The organism is Pseudomonas sp. Mb7 (assembly GCF_054790525.1).
Genome location: NZ_CP186501.1, coordinates 5,975,509 through 5,992,238, shown reverse-complemented (window position 1 = coordinate 5,992,238; position 16,730 = coordinate 5,975,509). Strand labels below are relative to the sequence as shown.

Genomic DNA, 16,730 nt, shown 5'->3' with positions numbered 1-16,730 from the left:
AGTCGTTACCCGTTCAGCGCAAGGGCGATGCCGTTAGCCACGGCAAACTCCATGCGTCTCCAGTGTTCGTCCTCCAGCCACTTGGCCGTCCCCATCGCCTCGGGCGTGGGTTCGGCACCAGGAAGCCAGCGGTTCGTCAGGGCCACCAACTGGCCCAAGCCGTTTTCGCTTAAGCGCTCAGCGTGGCCGAGTGCTTTTTTACGAGCACCTCAACCTTCGGGCCGTACTCTTCCAGCAGCGCGCCGGCGAGCTGCATCACCATCACCGGGTTGCCCAGCAGCGGTTTCAGCACAGTTTTTTGTTCCTGCAGTACAGTGGTCATCAACAAGTTGTTGCCTGGGGCGACCTTGTTGGTTTGGGTCAGGGCGTTGAAGTACTTGGTGACGTCGGCCGGGGTCAGGTTGAAGGTGAATTCCTGTTCGCCGACTTCCAGGGTGATTTCGGTGTTGTTCTGTTGGCTCATGGGGTTGATCTCTTGTTGAGGTTGGAAAAAGTGGTGTCCTGGTGCGCTGGCGATCGCCGGCACACGCCACGGACGTATTGCTGCAGTCCGAAAATCATTTGCCGGCTTAGGGCGAGCTGATTCCGGAGGGTGAAATAATCCGGTCGAGCGTCTGCTGCGAGTTCGGCGCGTCCTGCATCAGCCACGCGGGCGGTGCCGGCGGTGGGGGGCACAGATCCGGTGGCGGGACAGGTGGCGCGGACGAGCAACCGGCCTGTGCCATCGCCAACAGCGCGGCGCAGGTGCTCGTTTTCAGTGAGTGCATCGGTCAATACCTTTGTGTTTCGTTGGTCGATCGCGTCCCGCTCGGCGAGCATTTCGCCGCTGATGCGTGCCGCTTCCCGCAGGCCGCTGGCCTCCCATTTCGCGCTATCACGCTCGCGTCTGGCTTCGTCGCGCTGGCCTTCGAGCGAGTCAAAACCGATCCAGGCGACCAGGCACAATACGACCAGGAACAAGGCTTGGCGCAGCATCACAAGCCCTCCGCACACAGCCGGGATTCGGCCAGCCGGCGGTTGTGCAGGCCCGGCACAAAGCGCTTCTGGCCCTTGGCGTCAGTCACAAAGGCCCATACCGGCGTCTTGCCGTCCGGCGCCCATGCCAGAGCTTTGCAGCCCTCGGCGATGCGGCCGGCGTTGATAAGCGCGACCGCTCGACTGGCGCAGGTGCTGGTCACACCGAAGTTGTGGCCGTGACTGGTGAGTGCGTCGAACGTGTTCTGGCTGGCGTTCGGGTAGGTGATGCACTCGGCGAGCTGCAGCTGCGTTTTGCGGATCACCAGTTGCTCCACCTCGGCGCACTTGGCGGGTGACCAGTAGTCGCCGACAACGACCGGGTAAGGGCTGGTAAACCGGGTGATGCCCTTGCAAACCGTGGGCAGTCCACCGGCGAGCTTGTCCGCATAAACGGTGTTCTGGCCACGGCCTTCCCAAGTGCCCAGGAAGATCACCAACGGAGCGCTGGCCAGCGCGATCACACCGGCCTGAATCGTGCCGCGCAGGCTCATGGGAACCACACTCGCAACAGTGCCGGCACAACCATTTGCAGCACGGAAGCGACCACCGTGAGAATGGTCAGCAAACGTCCGACCTTGGCGCCGATATCGTTTACCGCGACCGTCAGGGTCTGCTGACCAGCGTTCAGTTCCGACAGTTGCCCGGCCATGTGTTCAAACCCCTGCTCCAGTTTGGTCACGCGTGTAGGCACGGTTTCGTGGCGGTCTTCCAGCTCGCCCAGCCGGTGTTCGAAGACAGCGAATTTTTGTTCCAGCGCTCCGAGGCGCACGGCGTCAGTGGTCATCAGCGTCTACTCTGCTCAAAGCCCGATTGGCACGGGACGCACCGCGTTTTACCGCCCAGTGCCTGCCGCGCCGGCGGGATCTCGTTATCGCAGTCCTGGCAATGGGTCAGGCTTGGCCCGACCGGCACAGGCGTCAGCAGCTGGGCCTTGATCGCCTGGTCACGTTGGCGTTGCTCCAGCTCCTGGGCGCGGTCGAACCAGTCCACCATTAACGGATCCCCTCGATCTCGGTAGCGTCGAGGTACGGAACGCCGTTGATGTGGATAAAGTCGGGGCTAGTAACGTCAAACGGCACTTTGTGCTTGGTCTTCTCGCCGCCTTTTGGATCGATCGACAACAAGCTGGAGATCTTCACCTTGCAGCCGAACGCCTCCACGCGCAGTTCCTCGTCTTCGCCGGCCTTGGCGAAGAACACTGCGTCGAACGGCTTGAGCTTGCGGAAGCTGCCCGCCGATCGCGCCGCATCGATCAGCAACTGAAAGTTGGAGCTGTCCAGTTCCAGTTCGCCGGCAGCGGCCACGTCACCCTCCACGTAGCCGTCAGGCACGCCCCGGGTTTGGGCCACAGCCGAGTTGTCGGTAATGTCCAGGGTGCAGCTCTCGACGTGCAGCGACAGATCGCCCAGGCTCACGTCGAAGTTCTTGCCGCCAATTTTTGCCATGGGGCGTTACTCCGTTTTGTCAGTGGAAAGATCCAGAGCGATGTTCGCCGTGAGGTCTTTCGGGCAGTTGAGGGGTTTGAGCTTGATGTAGGCCGCAACCTTGGTTTTGCTGAGCCATTCCAGCACCAGGTCACCGTCTTTCGGCGGCTCGATGTCACCGGGGAACACCTCGCCGTTGAACTTGATGGACTTGGCCATGGCACGCAGCGGCGCCATCAATTGGTTGGTGTTCACCGCCATGCTGTTGGGGGTACTGTTCAAGCGGCGATCGGCTACACGGCGGATCAGCAGCGGGCGAATCAGGCGAGCGGCTTTGTCGGTGATGCGCAGGTATTCCACGACTTGAAAGTCGCTGCCTGGGGTGTCCAGCATGTTGCAGTCACCCCAGTACACGCCCGGATAGTCGGGGTAGGTCTGGGTGACAGAAAACCGCGCCCGATCCAGTTCACTGCGCACAGCGGACGGCAGCGGAATCAGCTCGCTATCAATAGGCACGTCGCCAAGCCCCAACACCGGGCCGGTGGCCACGCGCATCGGGCTATCAGCAATGCTCACAGCCGAGTTGGCCAAACGGCCAGCCAGCACGCCGAGGTCATTGCCGTGCAGTTGCGGTACCGGCGAAACGCGCGGCGCTGCCAGACCCGCTACCAACGCTTTTTGCTCGGTGAGGTACTGCGCCCAGGTCTGGTCGACGGCGATGCCGGCACTGCTCGCCAGAAAGAAAACCCGGCGACCGTAGGTGTTGTTCAGGGCGACGGCCGCGTCATGCATGGCCAACAGTTCCTCACCCTTTGTCACGGGTTTGGTGACAATTACCCCTTCCACCGACACCCCTTGTTGCTGGGTTTTCTCCAGAGCGGTGGCCCAGTCGCCTTCGGGGCCGATCGGGGCCGCCATGCAGGCCCAGCGCTGGCCACCGTTCAAACGTGCGGCGGTGATTTGGGTTTTCAGATCGCTCGCCGGGACGCCCAAGGCGGCGTCCAGATCGCTGTCGGTGTTCAGCGGAATGATCTGGCCGACGTTTTTGGCTGCGGGGCCGATGAAAAGAAAGTAACGCTCAACCTCTGTCACGGCGCCCTGGCCTAGATTGAGATTGTCGACGGTGACTTGACCGAGTGCCATGCAGTGCCTCGTTAGCGGGGTGAAGTTAGGATTTGTTGCAACACCTGGTTAATCAGGAGATTGGTTTCGCGTTCTGTTTCGGCGCCGATGAACTGGCGTTTCGGCAGCGTAATTTCCCAGCTCTGCGCGCCGGTGCTTTCGCTGCGCTGGTCGTCCAGGATCCGGATCAGCAAACCGGCTTTGGCGTAGTTCACATGCTCCTGAATCCACGCCACAGACGGCCGGGTCAGCGTCTTTTTGCCTGCTTGGCGCACACGGAAGCCCAACCGGCGCAAGCGCTTGGCTTGCTTGTCGGTTGCTGCCAAACCCGGTGGGGTCTTGTTCCATCGGCGCATCTGTTGGGCGGTGCGGCGCTCACTGACGCCGTTGTGCTGCTGCGCGGCGACCCATCGGGTCAGGGCGTTTTTCCAGCCCAATTCCGCTTCATCAGCAGACACCCGGGTGACCACCATCAACTTGGCCAGGCCGGCTTCCATCTTCTTTTTGCCCTTGGTGTCGCCCTTGCGTGGGGCGAAGGGTGTGCCGTCCAGGTTCTTCTGCTCACGCACTCGCTTGCGGCTCATCGTCCGCACGCGTTTGGTGACCTGGTTCAGCAAGCGGCGGCGCAATTGCGGCGGCAGGCTCAGCAACGCCAGTTGTTCGCGTACGCCCAAGCGACCACGAATGTCGAGTTCGAACGTGCTACGCCCGGCCATCGGTGGCCACCTCGCCGCGCTCTGCAATCCACAGATCAAACGGGACAAAGGCCCAGGTCTTGCCGAAGGCTGCGATCTCGCCGGCAGAGTCTTCGGCCAGATACTGCGGCTCGACAAATTCCAGCGTGATTTCCACGTCGAACAGATCGTTATCCAGAGGCTCCACAAGGAACTCCGGCGCCGGCAGTTCGTGGCGGTCACGGTTGGCGTCGTGGTTTTCCAGCCAACTGCCCACCAACGCCATCAGACGCGCCGGATGGTCGGCGAAGCGCTCCAGGACGATCACGGCGCGATAGTGCATGTTGCCCAGATGCATACCGCCCACGTCCGGTTTCCAGACCAGTATGAGTTTCACCTGCTCGGTAAAACTGTCGAGCTGTTCAGGCTCGACCAAACGGCGTTCCCGCAAGTAGGCGGTTAAGCCTTGCAGCTTGGTCATAGCAGCGCCGCCGTAATGCGGCCACGGCCTTGCAAGGCACGAACGGCGGATTGGCTGAATGCCAAGAAGGTTTCTTTAAGCTCGGGCGCTTCCTTGGCAGTGTTCTCGGCGCTTTCGCGGCGGGTAACTGACGCAAATTGAGGCAAGGCGCTGGCCTTGGCGCGGCAATACACGGCACGCTTGTACAAGCTAACCCGCAGTGCGCTTTCAGGCGTCGACTGTTCGGCCGCTTCGACGTCGGCAATGCCGAGGAGCTGCCAGCGGTTTTTGAGCTTGGCCAGGTCTGTATTGACCTCGGCTATGGCAATACTCAGGGCGTCGACCAGCAACGTGCCCAGGAACTCCGCCGGCAGGCGATAGCCCTTCTGGAACTCGGACACGGAGAGGTTCGGCCAAAAGCCGTCGTTCTCAATCGTCTGTTCCACAAAGGTGGTGGGGTTCCCGGAAAAGCTCATTGCTGGCCGCTCAAATAGGGCGGGGAGACTGTTTTTCGTGGGGCTGGCCATAAATGGCAGACACACGTCCACAGTTCCCCGCTGGGGGGGTAGTCGGTTATTGGGCGCCGGTAACGGCGGGCGTTTGTTTGGCGAGTGCGATACGACACTTCTTGATTCGCGTCTCGTTGCCTGCTTTCGCGTAAAGCTCAGTAGATCGTTCCAGGTGCTTGATCGCGGTTTCCCACTGCTCGGCCTCCATGGCCCGCATGCCGATCAACTTGTGGTACTTGGACGGAATCTGTTCGGTCAGCTCCCATTCACCGTCGACGCGAGGCAGCAGATCGGACAGGTACGGCTCCGGGCTGCGCTGGGCGTTGTATTCGGCGTAAGCCCAGTCGATAACTGCGTCCGCAACGAAGGTTTGCACGTCGCGACGCTTGAACCGCTCAGGCATTTCCTGCCCCTGCCCGATCGCAAAGTCCGCCAGTGCCAGGCCGTCTTCGAACTGCTCGGTGTCGAACAGCCAGACCATCACCTGCACCAGGACACGGTTCGGCATCACCAGGCCCGAATCCATGTAACGCTGAATGAAGTCCTGATACTTGGGCAGCAGTTCCTCGCGCTTGAGCGCCTGACGCCCGGCGAGCCCCCTGATATCGCTCAGGCGCTGCAGATCCTGATCCAGCGACGCTTCCATCAGCAGCAGGTGCTTTTTCGCGTTGGCCGGGCTGCTCAGGGCTTCCGCCGGCGAATACGCCGCCGGTGCCGCTGCAGCAGCATTCACTGCAGCGGTTCCCTGAGCCAAAGTGCGGCGCTTGTGTGCGAGAGCCAGGCTCACTTCACCAACTCCACGTTCTCGGTCAGCGCGATTTTCTCCAGTTGCTCGATCACATAGCCTTCATTGCGGCTGTTGTAATCCTCGACGCGGGAGCGTTTCGGGTTGTCCACGGTTTGCTTGCGCCAGCTGGAGTCCTGGAAGTAGATCGAAAGGTTGTCCCAGCTGGTAACCAGCACAGCGTTGACCGGGAAGAACGGCACGCTGAAGCTTGGCAAACCGCCGTAGGTGGCGATCACCTGGGCATCTTCGATGCGCTCTTTCTCGGTCGGCACGTCGCCTTGCTTGGCGTACAACTTCGCCTTATCGGCCGCCAACAGATCGGAACCGATGACCGCGATCAGGTCGCCACCGTCGCGCAGACGCTCGTCCACCATTTGCTTGGTGTCATGCACCAGGGCGTCAAGGTTGGCGTAGTCACCGTCCAGCCCCAAGGTGACTTTGCCGGCAGCTTTGCCTTCCTTGAGCACCTGCTGCGGCGCCTGCTCGCGCAGTTGCTGCAGCCAGCCTTTGTTCACGTCCTGCAGCATCGGATAGGCTTCGATGTCGGTCTGCACAGCCGCTTTCACACCGTGGAAACCGACCATGATGCGATCGAGGGCGATCTGCTTCTGCACTGCAGCGGAATAGCGCTGGTGGAAGTCCGGAAACTTCGCCCAGGCATCGATTTTCGCGTACGGCAGGCCCACGTCGGATTCAGTCGAAGACAGCTCATAGGTGCTGTTTTCCAGAGCGGATGCATCTTTTGCTTCGCGGTCGGTAGTCTTGGTGTTGGTGCGGCCTGTGACTGGGCCAGACACGCCGATAAACACCTTCTCGCCCTTGATCTCGGTCACCGGAATGACGTTGATGCGCTGCAGGAAGTCCGCTTTTGCCGTGATTGCGTCGTTCAACTCCTGGGTGATCGACGGTTCAACGGAAAACATCTTGCTGGACAGCGGGACGCCGTAGGTCTCGGCGATCGCCAGCTGCATTTCGGCGTACATCTTGGCGCCGTAGGCGCTCAGGGAACGAGCCATGTCAGAGCACCCGTACTTTGGATTTGTCGGCGGCGCCGGTGGAGCGCGGCAATTGGCGACCTGAAGGAGTGTTCTTCAATTCGGTGAACTGCTTCTGCAGGCCCGCCAACGCCGCCAGCACGGCTTTGTTGCCGCCGCCGTTACGCTGGAACTCGCGCTCTTCTTCTGCAGTGGTGACGATGTCGTTCACCGCGTCAGTTACGTCATCGATTGGGGCCTGATCGGGTTCTGGTGCGTCTTCGGCGGCAGGCTCAATCACGGCCTGAATACCAGCGGCGACGACCAGCAGCTGGGCCAGCAGGGCTTTGAGGGCCGTTGCAGTAGCTTCATCCATTGGGGGTTTGCTCTCGGTTGGGGTTTGCGGAGTGGTTTCGGTGGGCGTGTCTTCAATGCCGAAACGCTTGAACAAGCGGGTGAACATGGCGACGAGCCGGGCGATCTCGCCCTGCGGCTCGGTTTCGCGCAGAGGGCCGAGTTCCAACGACGCGGCGTAATACGCGGCGCGGCTGGTTCGCTTGGAGAAATACAGCTCTTGAGTGCCGAGGCTGGCCGGCTCGTCGGTCACCGCGAGGCCGGTCAAATAGGCCTTGCCGGTGCCGGCGAAATTCGGGGTGATTTCAATGCTGGTGAACAGCTTCTGGCCTTGATCGTTGAGGTACAGCAGGCGATCGTTTGGCTTCAACTGGGCTTCCAAAGCAATTTGCCCAGGCTCCAGATCGTCGCCCTCTTCCACCAGTCGCACGGCGAACACAGTGCCGTGGGAGCCAGGCCAGCGCTCGTGGTCACACCAGATCACAGCGGTGTATTTGGCCGGGGTGTAGGTCTCGGCGATGTCGCGCAGTTCCTGGGGAAGGATGTCGCGACCATCAATGGTCGGGCCGCTGGTGGCAACACGTTTCCAGTAGGAGACAAGGGAACGGGGCATGAGTGGTAACTGCGCTCAATCGCTGAATGAGCCGCCACGATAGGGAGCCGTTTACCGCCAAACAAACGGTTGAAATTCGGGGTTCTCCTATTTTCGGGAGATAGGCGGATCGCAGCATTTAACCCCGCGTTTCCGGGGTTTTCGCCGCATAGACTGCGGCCCATGAACTACCCGACCGAAGTTAAAGAAGCCGCAAAACGCCTCTACCTGCGCCGCTGTTCGGTGAAGGAAATACAGGCGCATTTGAAGCTGCCCAACATCCGAATCGTCTATTACTGGATCCGCCAAGGCGGCTGGGACGAGATGCTGACGGATGAAGAACCGTTGAGCGCGGTCAACCGACGAATCACCCTGATCCTGGAAAAGATCGATCCGCTGACGAAAGCCGAACTGGACGAACTGGAGCGGCTGACGAGCCTGCTTGAGCGGCTGAAAAAACTTGCGGCCAAGCCTGCACAGGCATCGCCGTCGGACGCACCGGACGAGCATCGCGAACGCCAGCCTGGTCAACGTCGTGAACGAGGCGAAAGCAACGGTAAGAAGCGGGAAAAGAAGGCCAAGAACGACGTTAGCGGCCTGACCGAAGTGGACTTCCTCGATAAATTCATCTCGAAGATGTACGGCTACCAGAAAGAGCTGTTCGAGGCGAAACAGAACCCGCTGACACGCCGCGTCCGGAACATCCTCAAAAGCCGTCAGGTCGGTCTGACTTACTACTTCGCCGGCGAAGCGTTCATGGACGCCGTGCTGAGCGGTGACAACCAGGTGTTTCTGTCTGCCAGCCGATCGCAGTCCGAGATTTTCCGCAGCTACATCATCCAGTTTGCACAGCAGTGGTTCGGCATCGAGCTTACGGGTAACCCGATCACCCTCAGCAACGGCGCCGAACTGCGCTTTCTCAGCACCAACAGCAGCACCGCCCAGGGCTACCACGGCCACGTCTACGTGGACGAATATTTCTGGATCCGTGACTTCGAAAAACTCAGCACCGTGGCCAGCGCCATGGGCACACACAAGAAATGGCGCAAAACCTATTTCTCGACGCCCAGCGCCGTGTCGCACCAGGCGTACCCATTCTGGTCGGGCGAGGAGTTCCGCAACAGCAAACGCGGCAAGAAGGCCGGCGGTGTGTGGCCCAGCGAAGCGGCCTACACGCAGGGCGCGCTGTGTCCGGACGGCCAGTGGCGAAAGACGATCACCCTGGACGACGCGATCGCCGGCGGCTGCGATCTGTTCGACCTGGAGCAGCTGCAGCTGGAGTACGACGAAGACAAATTTCAGCAGCTGTTCTACTGCAAATTCATCGACAGCACGCAAAGCGCATTCAGCCTCAAGGATCTGGAGCGTTGCTATTCGGATCTGTCGTTGTGGGAGGACTACAACCCGGATCTGGATCGACCGTTCGGCAACAGTCCGGTCTGGCTGGGCTACGACCCGAGCCGCACCCGCGACGACGCCACCTGCGTGGTCATCGCGCCGCCACTCGAACCCGGGGCGAAGTTCCGCATTCTGGAGAAGCACAGCTGGCGGGGCCACTCGTTCACCTACCAGGCCGCACAGGTCAAGAAGCTGACCGAGCGCTTCAACGTCCAGCACATCGGCATTGACGTCACCGGAGTGGGTTACGGCGTGTTCGACCTGGTGCGCGACTTCTACGCCAAAGCGACGCCAATTCACTACAGCCTTGAGGCGAAAAACGCCCTGGTGCTGAAAGCCCAGGACACGATCCAAGGCAGTCGCATCGAGTGGGACGCCGGCTGGACGGACATCGCGCAGGCCTTCCTGACCATCAAGCGCGGCGCCACCAACAGCGGCCAGATCACCTACAGCGCCTCGCGCACCGACGCCACCGGCCACGCCGACATTGCCTGGGCGGTTATGCACGCCCTGGCCAACGAACCTTTGAACACCAACAAGCGGCGTCGTAGCCGCTACGTCACGAGTAACCAGACCAGCCATGGCCAACCGCAAACGCAGAAAGCAACACGTAGCCCAACCACCGCAGCAGCCGATGCGCTCATTTACGTTCGGGGAACCGGAACAGGTGCTGTCCGGCAATATTGGCGAGTACGTGGGGGTGTTCCCCAGCGACGACGGCAAGATCTACAAGCCGCCGGTGTCCCGGGTTGGCCTGGCCAAGTTGCTGCGCGCCAACGCGCACCACGGCGCCATTCCCAAGTTCAAACGAAACCTGCTGCTGCGTGAGTTCATCCCCTCGGCCGGCTGCAGCACCGAGACAATGGGACGCTCTGGACTGGACTATATGGTTTTCGGTGAGCTGTATTGCTTCAAACATCGCAACGCATTCGGCCAAACCTTGGAGCTGGAGCACCTACCGGCAATCAACATGCGGGTGAAGGTTGGCGGCGGGTTCGTGATGCTGCTGCCTGACAACAAGGAAATGGAGTTCGAACAGGACGAGATCGTCCACGTCATGGACTACGACGTCGAACAGAACATTTACGGCGTGCCGGACTACTTAGGTGGACTGCAGGCGCTGTTGCTCAACGAAGCGGCGACTTTGTTCCGTCGTCGTTACTACAGCAACGGCGCGCACGCCGGTTACATCTTCTACACCAACGACCCCGACCTGACTGAAGAGGACGAGGACGAGCTGCGCGCGCAGATCAGTGCCAGCAAGGGCGTGGGCAACTTCCGCTCGATGTTCGTCAACATCCCCAACGGCAAAGAAAACGCGATCCAGATCATCCCCGTGGGTGACTTCCAGGCGAAAGACGAATTGGAGAAGGTGAAGAACATCACCCGAAACGATGTTATCGCCGCTTGGCGCATGAACCCTGCACTGGCCGGCATCATTCCGGAAAACACCGGTGGTTTCGGGGACATCGAAAAGATAGATCGTGTGTACACCAGCAACGAGATCAGGCCGATCTGCCAGTTGTTCAACCAACTAAATGACACGCTTCGCGAAGACAGGCGCTTTAGCTGGAAACCTACGCCAGATGCAGTGGATACCACTACATGACGTGGATACCACAGAGAATGCCACTAAATATTATGGCAAAATGGTGGCGATCAGCTGCCCCTGGGGAGGGACACAATGAGAGTTGTATGCAATTGCGGACACAAGGGCCGGATTGCCTCGCGGGAAGAGGTAACCAGAGCCTTTGTAAAACTGTACTGCCAGTGCCTGGACGCAAAGTGCGGGCACACATGGGTGGCAAATCTGACGTTCTCGCACACGCTCAGTCCGTCGTCGCAGACGTTCGAACGGATGCTGATCGATCGCTTGCGCGAAATGCCCAGGGCGAAGCAGCGGGAGCTTTTCGAGCAGTTGGGATCGCAGGCGGTGGCGTAAGGGCAAACCGCCAACGCGGAAGCGTCGGCGATCGGGATCACTCAAGGAATGAGATTCAGCCCTCTACTGGCTCCTTTGGGTTTACAGCCAGTATCTCGGCAACTCGGCGGACTTGCTGCTGCTCCACCTGGCTCAACCGTCGATAGAGATCGATCAAACGACGCTCGATATTTGTGAGTCCAGACGTATCGAACTCGGTTTTCTCGAACGCGGTGCGATCGTTCATCTTGCGATCCAACATGCTTACTACTCCATAAAGTGCATTGCTGAAATGGCTTTATGGGGCGTAGCAAACGGCATTGGAATCGGAGTCATCCCAATGGATGAAAGGCTTTGTTGCGATTTAAGACCGGTGCCGGGCGGCATCGTCGGCCATGGCTTCGAGGATGCGGCGAATAGCCTTTTGGTCATCTTCCGGGATGCTTCGAAACTGAACAATCATTCGGTTCTCGACATCGTCCAAAGCACTTTCAACCAGGTTTGTTCGAGTCCCGGACAGGATGTAAGGGATGTCGAAACCGAATTTCGCTGCGACCTTGCTCAGGTAGGGCGCAGGCGCATCGCTTGTCCCTGCCTCGTAATTGGCCTGTGTTCTTTTCACTACGCCAATCGCGTCTGCAAGCTCGGCTTGAGTCATACCGCAGCGCTTGCGTTCTTCCTGCAGGCGAGAACCAATATCTTCAGAAAGATGCAAAATCATTCATCCCAAATATTTACAAATGCATCAAAGTGCATCATTCTGCATTTCACACCACATGAAATTGCATGGATTTGCACTATGCCGAAGACAAGCATCAGCGAGCAAGCCCGCGACAGAGCGCGGGAAGCATTGGAGAAGCGCGGACAATCCGCGAAGGACTTTGCACTTTTACACAACCTGAGTCCCAGTACCGTTTACGCAGTGCTGAGTGGACAAAGCAAATGTCGCCGTGGGGAGGCACACCGCGCCGCAGTATTGCTCGGCGTTAAAAAAGGTGTGGTTGAACAGTAGTGCCAGCGCTCAACAGGGAAAAGTAGAAGATGAAAAGCCCGATCCTAGACACTCGCAAAGAAGTCATGAGCGAGATCATCCGCAGCTATGCCGGCGGACGCGAAGCCGCCGCTTCACGCTTGGGGCTGAAGCTCAAGAAGTTCGACAACCATGCCTACGAAAACGCCGGCTGCAGTCCTCTCAGTGACTCTCAGGTTTTCATGCTGGAGCAAGACTGCGGAACTAACCACTTCCCCAACTACGTCGCCTCAATGTACGGCGGGTTGTTCGTTCCAGTGGCTGATCCTGAAACGCTAGACAACGTCGAGCTATACGCTCGATCACTACAGGTAGCGGCCAAACGCGGTTGCGTCGACCAGGCGATCGCCAAGGCGCTGGAGGACGGTTCAATCAGCGAAGAAGAAGCCGAACTGATTCTGGACGCTCACAACCTCCACGTTGCTGCACGGCACGCCGAAGTGCTTGCCGCAATTGCTCTTTACCGCGCAGGGAAAGCCCAATGAACAATCTGCCTGCAGTACAGGAATATCAGGACATGCTCAGAGCTGCGGCGTCGGTGTTTCTTGAACGGCACCGGTGCGAACACCTGAGCGACGATCAACAACTGATCAAACGAGCTGTGCAGCATTTGGTCGCGGACTTCGACGTACTTACTCCGACAGCTGAAAAAATGGTTCACCTGGCCTACAGCGATTTGTCTGTTGTCAGCGATCGGCAGCGACTGGATGTAATGACCAGCACACCGACACACACCGTTATCACTGACACAGGCACCGGTGAGGTTTGGGCCATTCCCGTCAGCCTGATTTATGAACGCATCCTCAACGCACCGGACAACGGGCGTTTCCGCGTCACCACTCCGTAACACCTAACCAAAAATCCCCAATCCCCCATTCCCGTGGGTTTGGGTGAGCTGCGCCCGAAATTGAGGTTTGACGATGGAAAACGCCCTGAACATCAACGCAAAACTGCCACCGGAGCAGGCCGAAGCGCTCTTGGCCAACCTGCGCGAGCAGTACCGTCTCAGCCTCAATGACCTTTGGTACTCCGACCATTACCGCTGGATTCCCGAAGGGCTGCGGCACGGATCGATCCTCACGAACGATCCGGTGATGGCCGCTCGAAAGCATCTGATCGGCGCCCTCGCCGGCGCCCTGACTCAAAGCCTCAAAACAGTGAAAAAACCATGAGAGACGATCTCCGCTCCGACGTCCTGCAGCGCCTTGAAAATGACTACGGCCTAAAACACCGTACCGGCACCGACTACATGCGCGGTGGTGAATGCCCCAAGTGCAGGAAGAAAGAGCTGTATTCACGTCACGATAAGCCGTGGCTAGTTATCTGCGGTCGCCCTGAAAAGTGCGGCCACACCATGCACGTCAAGGAGATCTACGACGATCTTTTCGAAGACTGGAGCAAGCGAGCACCAGCTACGGACAGCGCGCCAACGGCCACAGCCCGCGCCTATTTAGAGTTCGGCCGAGGCTTCGACATCCAGTTGATTGCTGGTTGGTTCACACAAGACACCTACTACTCTTCTCAGCATAACGCTGGCAGCGCGACAGTGCGTTTCGCCTTGGAGAAAGGCGGCTACTGGGAACGCTTGATCGACAAGCCGGCACGCTTCGGAAAGATGAAAGCGCGTTTTGCTCCGGGTGACAGCTACCGGGGCGTGTGGTGGTGCCCGCCCTGTGTGGATCTGCTCGAAGCGAAAGAAGTGTGGATCGTGGAAGGCATCTTTGATGCCATCGCCCTGGTGCACCATGGCATTGCCGCCGTTTCCGCCATGTCATCTAACGCCTTTCCGGCTGACTCGCTGCAGGCGTTAGTAACAGCACGCCCTGGCAACCTGCCGAAGTTGGTTTGGGCATTAGACAATGAACCAGGTGCACACGCCTACACCAAGCGCTGGGTACGCATGGCCCGTGAATTGGGCTTCACCTGCGAGGCAGCACAGATCCCGCAGCGGGACAATCGCAAGGTCGACTGGAACGACTTACACCAGCGGTGGCAGTTTCTGGACGAAGGCGAGAAGCGCGACGCCCAGTTTGAAAAAGATATGACCATTGCGCGCCATCACGGCGCCCTGCTTATCGCCGAGAACGCTACCGAAAAAGCCCTGGTGATGTTCGATTGGAAGCGCCGAAGCGAATTTCACCTGGAGTTCGGCAATCGCCTGTATTGGTTCAAGCTTGATCTGGAGAAATACAACAAGGCCATTCAGGAGCTGGAAGACAGCGAGCATCACGACGATCAGCAACTGAACAATAAACAGATGCGAGCGAAAGCCATGCAGCAGTGCGGCGCGCTGCAGCGCATCGCTACCTGCAATCCGAAAGCCCTGTACTACCAGGAAAACAAACTTACCGACGAGTCTTGGTATTACTTCCGGATCACGTTCGCACACGACGCTGCACCGATTAAAAACACGTTCACCAGCGCTCAGATCGCCTCATCGGCGGAGTTCAAAAAGCGTCTGCTAGGCATTGCTCCGGGCGGAATGTTCACGGGCACAACTCAACAACTGGACGCCTTTATTGAGGAACAAACCGACGCCCTCAAGACCGTTCAGACCATCGACTTCACGGGCTACACCCGCGAACACGGCGCTTACGTATATGGCGATGTGGCGGTACGTGACGGGAAAATCTTCAAGCTGAACGAAGAAGACTTCTTCGACATGGATCGATTGAGCATTAAAACGCTCAGCCAGTCCGTGACCTTGAACCTGAACACTGACCTAGAGAGGTTCGACACCGAATGGCTCGACATCATTTGGCAATGCTTCGGTGCCAAAGGGCTGGTCGCCCTCGCCTTCTGGTTCGGCTCATTGTTCGCCGAGCAGATCCGACAGCACCAAAAAAGCTATCCCTTCATGGAGATCATCGGCGAACCAGGCGCGGGTAAGTCCACCTTGATCGAATTCCTCTGGAAGCTGTGCGGGCGTCTCGATTACGAAGGTTTCGATCCGACTAAAGGCACCCCCGTAGCTCGAGCACGAAACTTTGCCCAAGTCGGAAATCTGCCGGTGGTGTTGATTGAATCTGAGCGCGAAAAATCAGATGGAAGCCAAACCCGCCAATACGACTGGGACGAACTGAAGACCGCCTACAACGGCCGCAGCGTTCGCTCAACCGGTGTAAAGAACAACGGTAACGACACCCGCGAACCGCCCTTCCGTGGCGCCGTGGTCATCGGTCAGAACCACGCGGTGAACGCCTCTGAACCGATCCTGCAGCGCCTGGTGCACATCGCCATGACGAAGGACGGGCAGACCCCGCAAACCAAGCTGTTGGTTGAAAAGCTTGAGCGTATGCCCGTCGACCGCGTGAGCGGGTTTCTGCTCAAGGCCACCACGTCGGAGTCCTCCGTGATGGAGACCATTCGCGCGAAGGTTCCGACCTACGAACAGACGCTTCTGGCCCTGCCTGAGATTCGCACCGTCCGGATCGCAAAGAATCATGCACAGCTGCACGCGCTCGTAGACGCACTGGTGCACGTCGTGCCTCTGAAAAAACACCAGCTGGAAGCCACACACGCCGAGATTCAGAACATGGCCAAGGATCGACAGCTGGCCATCAATGCTGATCACCCGGTCGTCGTCGAGTTTTGGGAACTGTACGAATACCTAAACAGCGCTGCCGGCGGACTCAACCATTCACGCAATGACAGCTTGATTGCGGTGAACCTCAACGACTTTGCCAAAGAAGCCGCAGAGAAACGCCAGAAAGTCCCGGACATGACCGAGCTGAAACGCCACCTGAAAACCAGCAAGTGCCCCAAGTTCGTGGAGACAAACAGAACGGTTTGCTCTGCCTGGGAGTTGGATGCGGCAGACAAACCAAAAACCGTGCGCTGCTGGATTTTCCAGAGCGCTTAACGAAGTGGCGTCGAGGGGTTGCAGCCCCCCGACACCGACCACCACTGAGGGCAACACGATGAAAGCACAGCACTACAACGGTAGCGATTCAAAGGCTAACACACAGGGCGACGTCGACACTCAATCCGCCCGGCACCTAATGGCGATCCGGATAGTCGGCACAGCTTTGTTCGACTACCAGGTAACCAAGACTGACGAAGCGCGGATCCGCCTTGAGTGCTTGGCTACCTTCGCCAAACAACAGGGCGATATTGATGCGGCCGAAGCCGCCATTGTGGCCCATCTACTGGCCAGCAACGCTTCACCGGGGGCCAGCATATGAGCGATGGCAAAACAATTCGTGAGCGGCCAGCGATGGCCAGTAAACGATTGGATCTGCCGAGCATTTGCGACATCTGCGGCAACGCCCGATCTGCCCGTAAACATCAAAAGTGCAGCCGTATTCGCCAGCATCGAAAGACTGAGGAATGGGCCGCTGTAATGGCCGAAAAGGCTGCAATCATAAAAGCAAAGGAACGCCGTTATGTTTAAACGCCGTGAGCAAGCAGCACCAGAATCAAACCGAGTGGTTTCTACTACGCTTTCAGCTGAAACCGCCTTTACACT

24 protein-coding genes are annotated in these 16,730 nt (G+C 58.8%); 10 read left to right on the top strand and 14 right to left on the bottom strand.

The genetic code is table 11. The annotated features are described in order from the left end of the window. Positions 1–5: 5 nt before the first annotated feature. The 14 genes from ACOYXH_RS27130 to ACOYXH_RS27065 form a co-directional block, all read right to left on the bottom strand. A complete protein-coding gene (locus ACOYXH_RS27130; RefSeq protein ID WP_460410891.1) occupies positions 6–149 on the bottom strand; it encodes a DUF6890 family protein in 144 nt (47 codons plus the stop codon). Between the two features lie 20 nt (positions 150–169). Beyond that, positions 170–463, bottom strand: coding sequence for a putative phage tail assembly chaperone (locus ACOYXH_RS27125; protein ID WP_460410083.1), 294 nt, complete (start codon positions 461–463; stop codon positions 170–172). Then, a complete protein-coding gene (locus ACOYXH_RS27120) occupies positions 460–975 on the bottom strand; it encodes a lysis system i-spanin subunit Rz (RefSeq protein ID WP_460410082.1) in 516 nt (171 codons plus the stop codon). Before ACOYXH_RS27120 ends, ACOYXH_RS27125 begins: the two co-directional genes overlap by 4 nt. After that, positions 975–1,508 (bottom strand): lysozyme, encoded by a 534-nt coding sequence (locus tag ACOYXH_RS27115; protein ID WP_460410890.1) that lies wholly within the window; start codon positions 1,506–1,508, stop codon positions 975–977. The genes ACOYXH_RS27120 and ACOYXH_RS27115 overlap by 1 nt, the downstream gene beginning before the upstream one ends. Continuing rightward, positions 1,505–1,801, bottom strand: coding sequence for a hypothetical protein (locus ACOYXH_RS27110; RefSeq protein WP_110645164.1), 297 nt, complete (start codon positions 1,799–1,801; stop codon positions 1,505–1,507). The genes ACOYXH_RS27115 and ACOYXH_RS27110 overlap by 4 nt, the downstream gene beginning before the upstream one ends. Further along, entirely contained in the window at positions 1,801–2,010 is a 210-nt protein-coding gene (locus tag ACOYXH_RS27105; protein ID WP_460410081.1) for a TraR/DksA family transcriptional regulator, read from the bottom strand. Before ACOYXH_RS27105 ends, ACOYXH_RS27110 begins: the two co-directional genes overlap by 1 nt. Beyond that, positions 2,010–2,462 (bottom strand): phage protein, encoded by a 453-nt coding sequence (locus ACOYXH_RS27100; RefSeq protein WP_039756525.1) that lies wholly within the window; start codon positions 2,460–2,462, stop codon positions 2,010–2,012. Before ACOYXH_RS27100 ends, ACOYXH_RS27105 begins: the two co-directional genes overlap by 1 nt. Positions 2,463–2,468: 6 nt before the next feature. Beyond that, positions 2,469–3,584, bottom strand: coding sequence for a DUF2586 domain-containing protein (locus tag ACOYXH_RS27095; protein WP_460410080.1), 1,116 nt, complete (start codon positions 3,582–3,584; stop codon positions 2,469–2,471). An 11-nt stretch (positions 3,585–3,595) separates the two neighbouring features. Next, a complete protein-coding gene (locus ACOYXH_RS27090; RefSeq protein WP_071173509.1) occupies positions 3,596–4,279 on the bottom strand; it encodes a phage virion morphogenesis protein in 684 nt (227 codons plus the stop codon). Then, positions 4,266–4,718 carry a phage tail protein gene (locus ACOYXH_RS27085; RefSeq protein WP_460410079.1) on the bottom strand — a complete coding sequence of 151 codons (453 nt, stop codon included), beginning with the start codon at positions 4,716–4,718 and terminating at the stop codon, positions 4,266–4,268. Before ACOYXH_RS27085 ends, ACOYXH_RS27090 begins: the two co-directional genes overlap by 14 nt. Beyond that, on the bottom strand, positions 4,715–5,173 hold the full coding sequence (locus tag ACOYXH_RS27080; RefSeq protein ID WP_460410078.1) for a head completion/stabilization protein: 459 nt from the start codon (positions 5,171–5,173) through the stop codon (positions 4,715–4,717). Before ACOYXH_RS27080 ends, ACOYXH_RS27085 begins: the two co-directional genes overlap by 4 nt. 97 nt (positions 5,174–5,270) lie before the next feature. Then, positions 5,271–5,993 carry a phage terminase small subunit gene (gpM, locus tag ACOYXH_RS27075; protein WP_460410077.1) on the bottom strand — a complete coding sequence of 241 codons (723 nt, stop codon included), beginning with the start codon at positions 5,991–5,993 and terminating at the stop codon, positions 5,271–5,273. Continuing rightward, on the bottom strand, positions 5,990–7,009 hold the full coding sequence (locus tag ACOYXH_RS27070; RefSeq protein WP_460410076.1) for a phage major capsid protein, P2 family: 1,020 nt from the start codon (positions 7,007–7,009) through the stop codon (positions 5,990–5,992). Before ACOYXH_RS27070 ends, gpM begins: the two co-directional genes overlap by 4 nt. Before the next feature lies 1 nt (position 7,010). After that, complete coding sequence (locus ACOYXH_RS27065; RefSeq protein ID WP_460410075.1) at positions 7,011–7,934, bottom strand: GPO family capsid scaffolding protein; 924 nt, start codon at positions 7,932–7,934, stop codon at positions 7,011–7,013. 162 nt (positions 7,935–8,096) lie between these two features. On the opposite strand from ACOYXH_RS27065, the gene ACOYXH_RS27060 reads away from it, so the two are divergent. The 10 genes from ACOYXH_RS27060 (at position 8,097) to ACOYXH_RS27015 (ending at position 16,655) form a co-directional block, all read left to right on the top strand. Next, the gene (locus ACOYXH_RS27060) at positions 8,097–10,139 is read left to right on the top strand and encodes a terminase large subunit domain-containing protein (RefSeq protein WP_460410074.1); all 2,043 of its coding nucleotides are present in this window, start codon (positions 8,097–8,099) and stop codon (positions 10,137–10,139) included. After that, positions 10,051–10,920 carry a phage portal protein gene (locus ACOYXH_RS27055; RefSeq protein ID WP_460410889.1) on the top strand — a complete coding sequence of 290 codons (870 nt, stop codon included), beginning with the start codon at positions 10,051–10,053 and terminating at the stop codon, positions 10,918–10,920. The genes ACOYXH_RS27060 and ACOYXH_RS27055 overlap by 89 nt, the downstream gene beginning before the upstream one ends. A gap of 75 nt (positions 10,921–10,995) precedes the next feature. Next, the gene (locus ACOYXH_RS27050) at positions 10,996–11,253 is read left to right on the top strand and encodes an ogr/Delta-like zinc finger family protein (RefSeq protein WP_064392752.1); all 258 of its coding nucleotides are present in this window, start codon (positions 10,996–10,998) and stop codon (positions 11,251–11,253) included. A gap of 778 nt (positions 11,254–12,031) precedes the next feature. After that, positions 12,032–12,244, top strand: coding sequence for a helix-turn-helix domain-containing protein (locus ACOYXH_RS27045; RefSeq protein ID WP_242209845.1), 213 nt, complete (start codon positions 12,032–12,034; stop codon positions 12,242–12,244). Between the two features lie 29 nt (positions 12,245–12,273). Further along, on the top strand, positions 12,274–12,747 hold the full coding sequence (locus ACOYXH_RS27040) for a YmfL family putative regulatory protein (RefSeq protein ID WP_460410073.1): 474 nt from the start codon (positions 12,274–12,276) through the stop codon (positions 12,745–12,747). Continuing rightward, positions 12,744–13,109, top strand: a complete 366-nt coding sequence (locus tag ACOYXH_RS27035; protein ID WP_460410072.1) for a hypothetical protein — start codon at positions 12,744–12,746, stop codon at positions 13,107–13,109. Before ACOYXH_RS27040 ends, ACOYXH_RS27035 begins: the two co-directional genes overlap by 4 nt. 73 nt (positions 13,110–13,182) lie before the next feature. Next, on the top strand, positions 13,183–13,434 hold the full coding sequence (locus ACOYXH_RS27030; RefSeq protein WP_333715901.1) for a hypothetical protein: 252 nt from the start codon (positions 13,183–13,185) through the stop codon (positions 13,432–13,434). After that, entirely contained in the window at positions 13,431–16,124 is a 2,694-nt protein-coding gene (locus ACOYXH_RS27025; RefSeq protein WP_460410071.1) for a toprim domain-containing protein, read from the top strand. The genes ACOYXH_RS27030 and ACOYXH_RS27025 overlap by 4 nt, the downstream gene beginning before the upstream one ends. Positions 16,125–16,182: 58 nt before the next feature. After that, positions 16,183–16,446 carry a hypothetical protein gene (locus ACOYXH_RS27020; RefSeq protein ID WP_460410070.1) on the top strand — a complete coding sequence of 88 codons (264 nt, stop codon included), beginning with the start codon at positions 16,183–16,185 and terminating at the stop codon, positions 16,444–16,446. Further along, positions 16,443–16,655: a hypothetical protein gene (locus ACOYXH_RS27015; protein WP_460410069.1), complete on the top strand. Its 213-nt coding sequence runs from the start codon at positions 16,443–16,445 to the stop codon at positions 16,653–16,655. Before ACOYXH_RS27020 ends, ACOYXH_RS27015 begins: the two co-directional genes overlap by 4 nt. Positions 16,656–16,730: the final 75 nt, after the last annotated feature.

Coding starts and splice junctions, on each gene's coding strand:
- ACOYXH_RS27125 (WP_460410083.1), bottom strand. CDS start 463: ATGAGCCAACAGAACAACACCGAAATCACCCTGGAAGTCGGCGAACAG.
- ACOYXH_RS27120 (WP_460410082.1), bottom strand. CDS start 975: ATGCTGCGCCAAGCCTTGTTCCTGGTCGTATTGTGCCTGGTCGCCTGG.
- ACOYXH_RS27115 (WP_460410890.1), bottom strand. CDS start 1,508: ATGAGCCTGCGCGGCACGATTCAGGCCGGTGTGATCGCGCTGGCCAGC.
- ACOYXH_RS27110 (WP_110645164.1), bottom strand. CDS start 1,801: ATGACCACTGACGCCGTGCGCCTCGGAGCGCTGGAACAAAAATTCGCT.
- ACOYXH_RS27105 (WP_460410081.1), bottom strand. CDS start 2,010: ATGGTGGACTGGTTCGACCGCGCCCAGGAGCTGGAGCAACGCCAACGT.
- ACOYXH_RS27100 (WP_039756525.1), bottom strand. CDS start 2,462: ATGGCAAAAATTGGCGGCAAGAACTTCGACGTGAGCCTGGGCGATCTG.
- ACOYXH_RS27095 (WP_460410080.1), bottom strand. CDS start 3,584: ATGGCACTCGGTCAAGTCACCGTCGACAATCTCAATCTAGGCCAGGGC.
- ACOYXH_RS27090 (WP_071173509.1), bottom strand. CDS start 4,279: ATGGCCGGGCGTAGCACGTTCGAACTCGACATTCGTGGTCGCTTGGGC.
- ACOYXH_RS27085 (WP_460410079.1), bottom strand. CDS start 4,718: ATGACCAAGCTGCAAGGCTTAACCGCCTACTTGCGGGAACGCCGTTTG.
- ACOYXH_RS27080 (WP_460410078.1), bottom strand. CDS start 5,173: ATGAGCTTTTCCGGGAACCCCACCACCTTTGTGGAACAGACGATTGAG.
- ACOYXH_RS27070 (WP_460410076.1), bottom strand. CDS start 7,009: ATGGCTCGTTCCCTGAGCGCCTACGGCGCCAAGATGTACGCCGAAATG.
- ACOYXH_RS27065 (WP_460410075.1), bottom strand. CDS start 7,934: ATGCCCCGTTCCCTTGTCTCCTACTGGAAACGTGTTGCCACCAGCGGC.
- ACOYXH_RS27060 (WP_460410074.1), top strand. CDS start 8,097: ATGAACTACCCGACCGAAGTTAAAGAAGCCGCAAAACGCCTCTACCTG.
- ACOYXH_RS27050 (WP_064392752.1), top strand. CDS start 10,996: ATGAGAGTTGTATGCAATTGCGGACACAAGGGCCGGATTGCCTCGCGG.
- ACOYXH_RS27045 (WP_242209845.1), top strand. CDS start 12,032: ATGCCGAAGACAAGCATCAGCGAGCAAGCCCGCGACAGAGCGCGGGAA.
- ACOYXH_RS27040 (WP_460410073.1), top strand. CDS start 12,274: ATGAAAAGCCCGATCCTAGACACTCGCAAAGAAGTCATGAGCGAGATC.
- ACOYXH_RS27035 (WP_460410072.1), top strand. CDS start 12,744: ATGAACAATCTGCCTGCAGTACAGGAATATCAGGACATGCTCAGAGCT.
- ACOYXH_RS27030 (WP_333715901.1), top strand. CDS start 13,183: ATGGAAAACGCCCTGAACATCAACGCAAAACTGCCACCGGAGCAGGCC.
- ACOYXH_RS27025 (WP_460410071.1), top strand. CDS start 13,431: ATGAGAGACGATCTCCGCTCCGACGTCCTGCAGCGCCTTGAAAATGAC.
- ACOYXH_RS27020 (WP_460410070.1), top strand. CDS start 16,183: ATGAAAGCACAGCACTACAACGGTAGCGATTCAAAGGCTAACACACAG.
- ACOYXH_RS27015 (WP_460410069.1), top strand. CDS start 16,443: ATGAGCGATGGCAAAACAATTCGTGAGCGGCCAGCGATGGCCAGTAAA.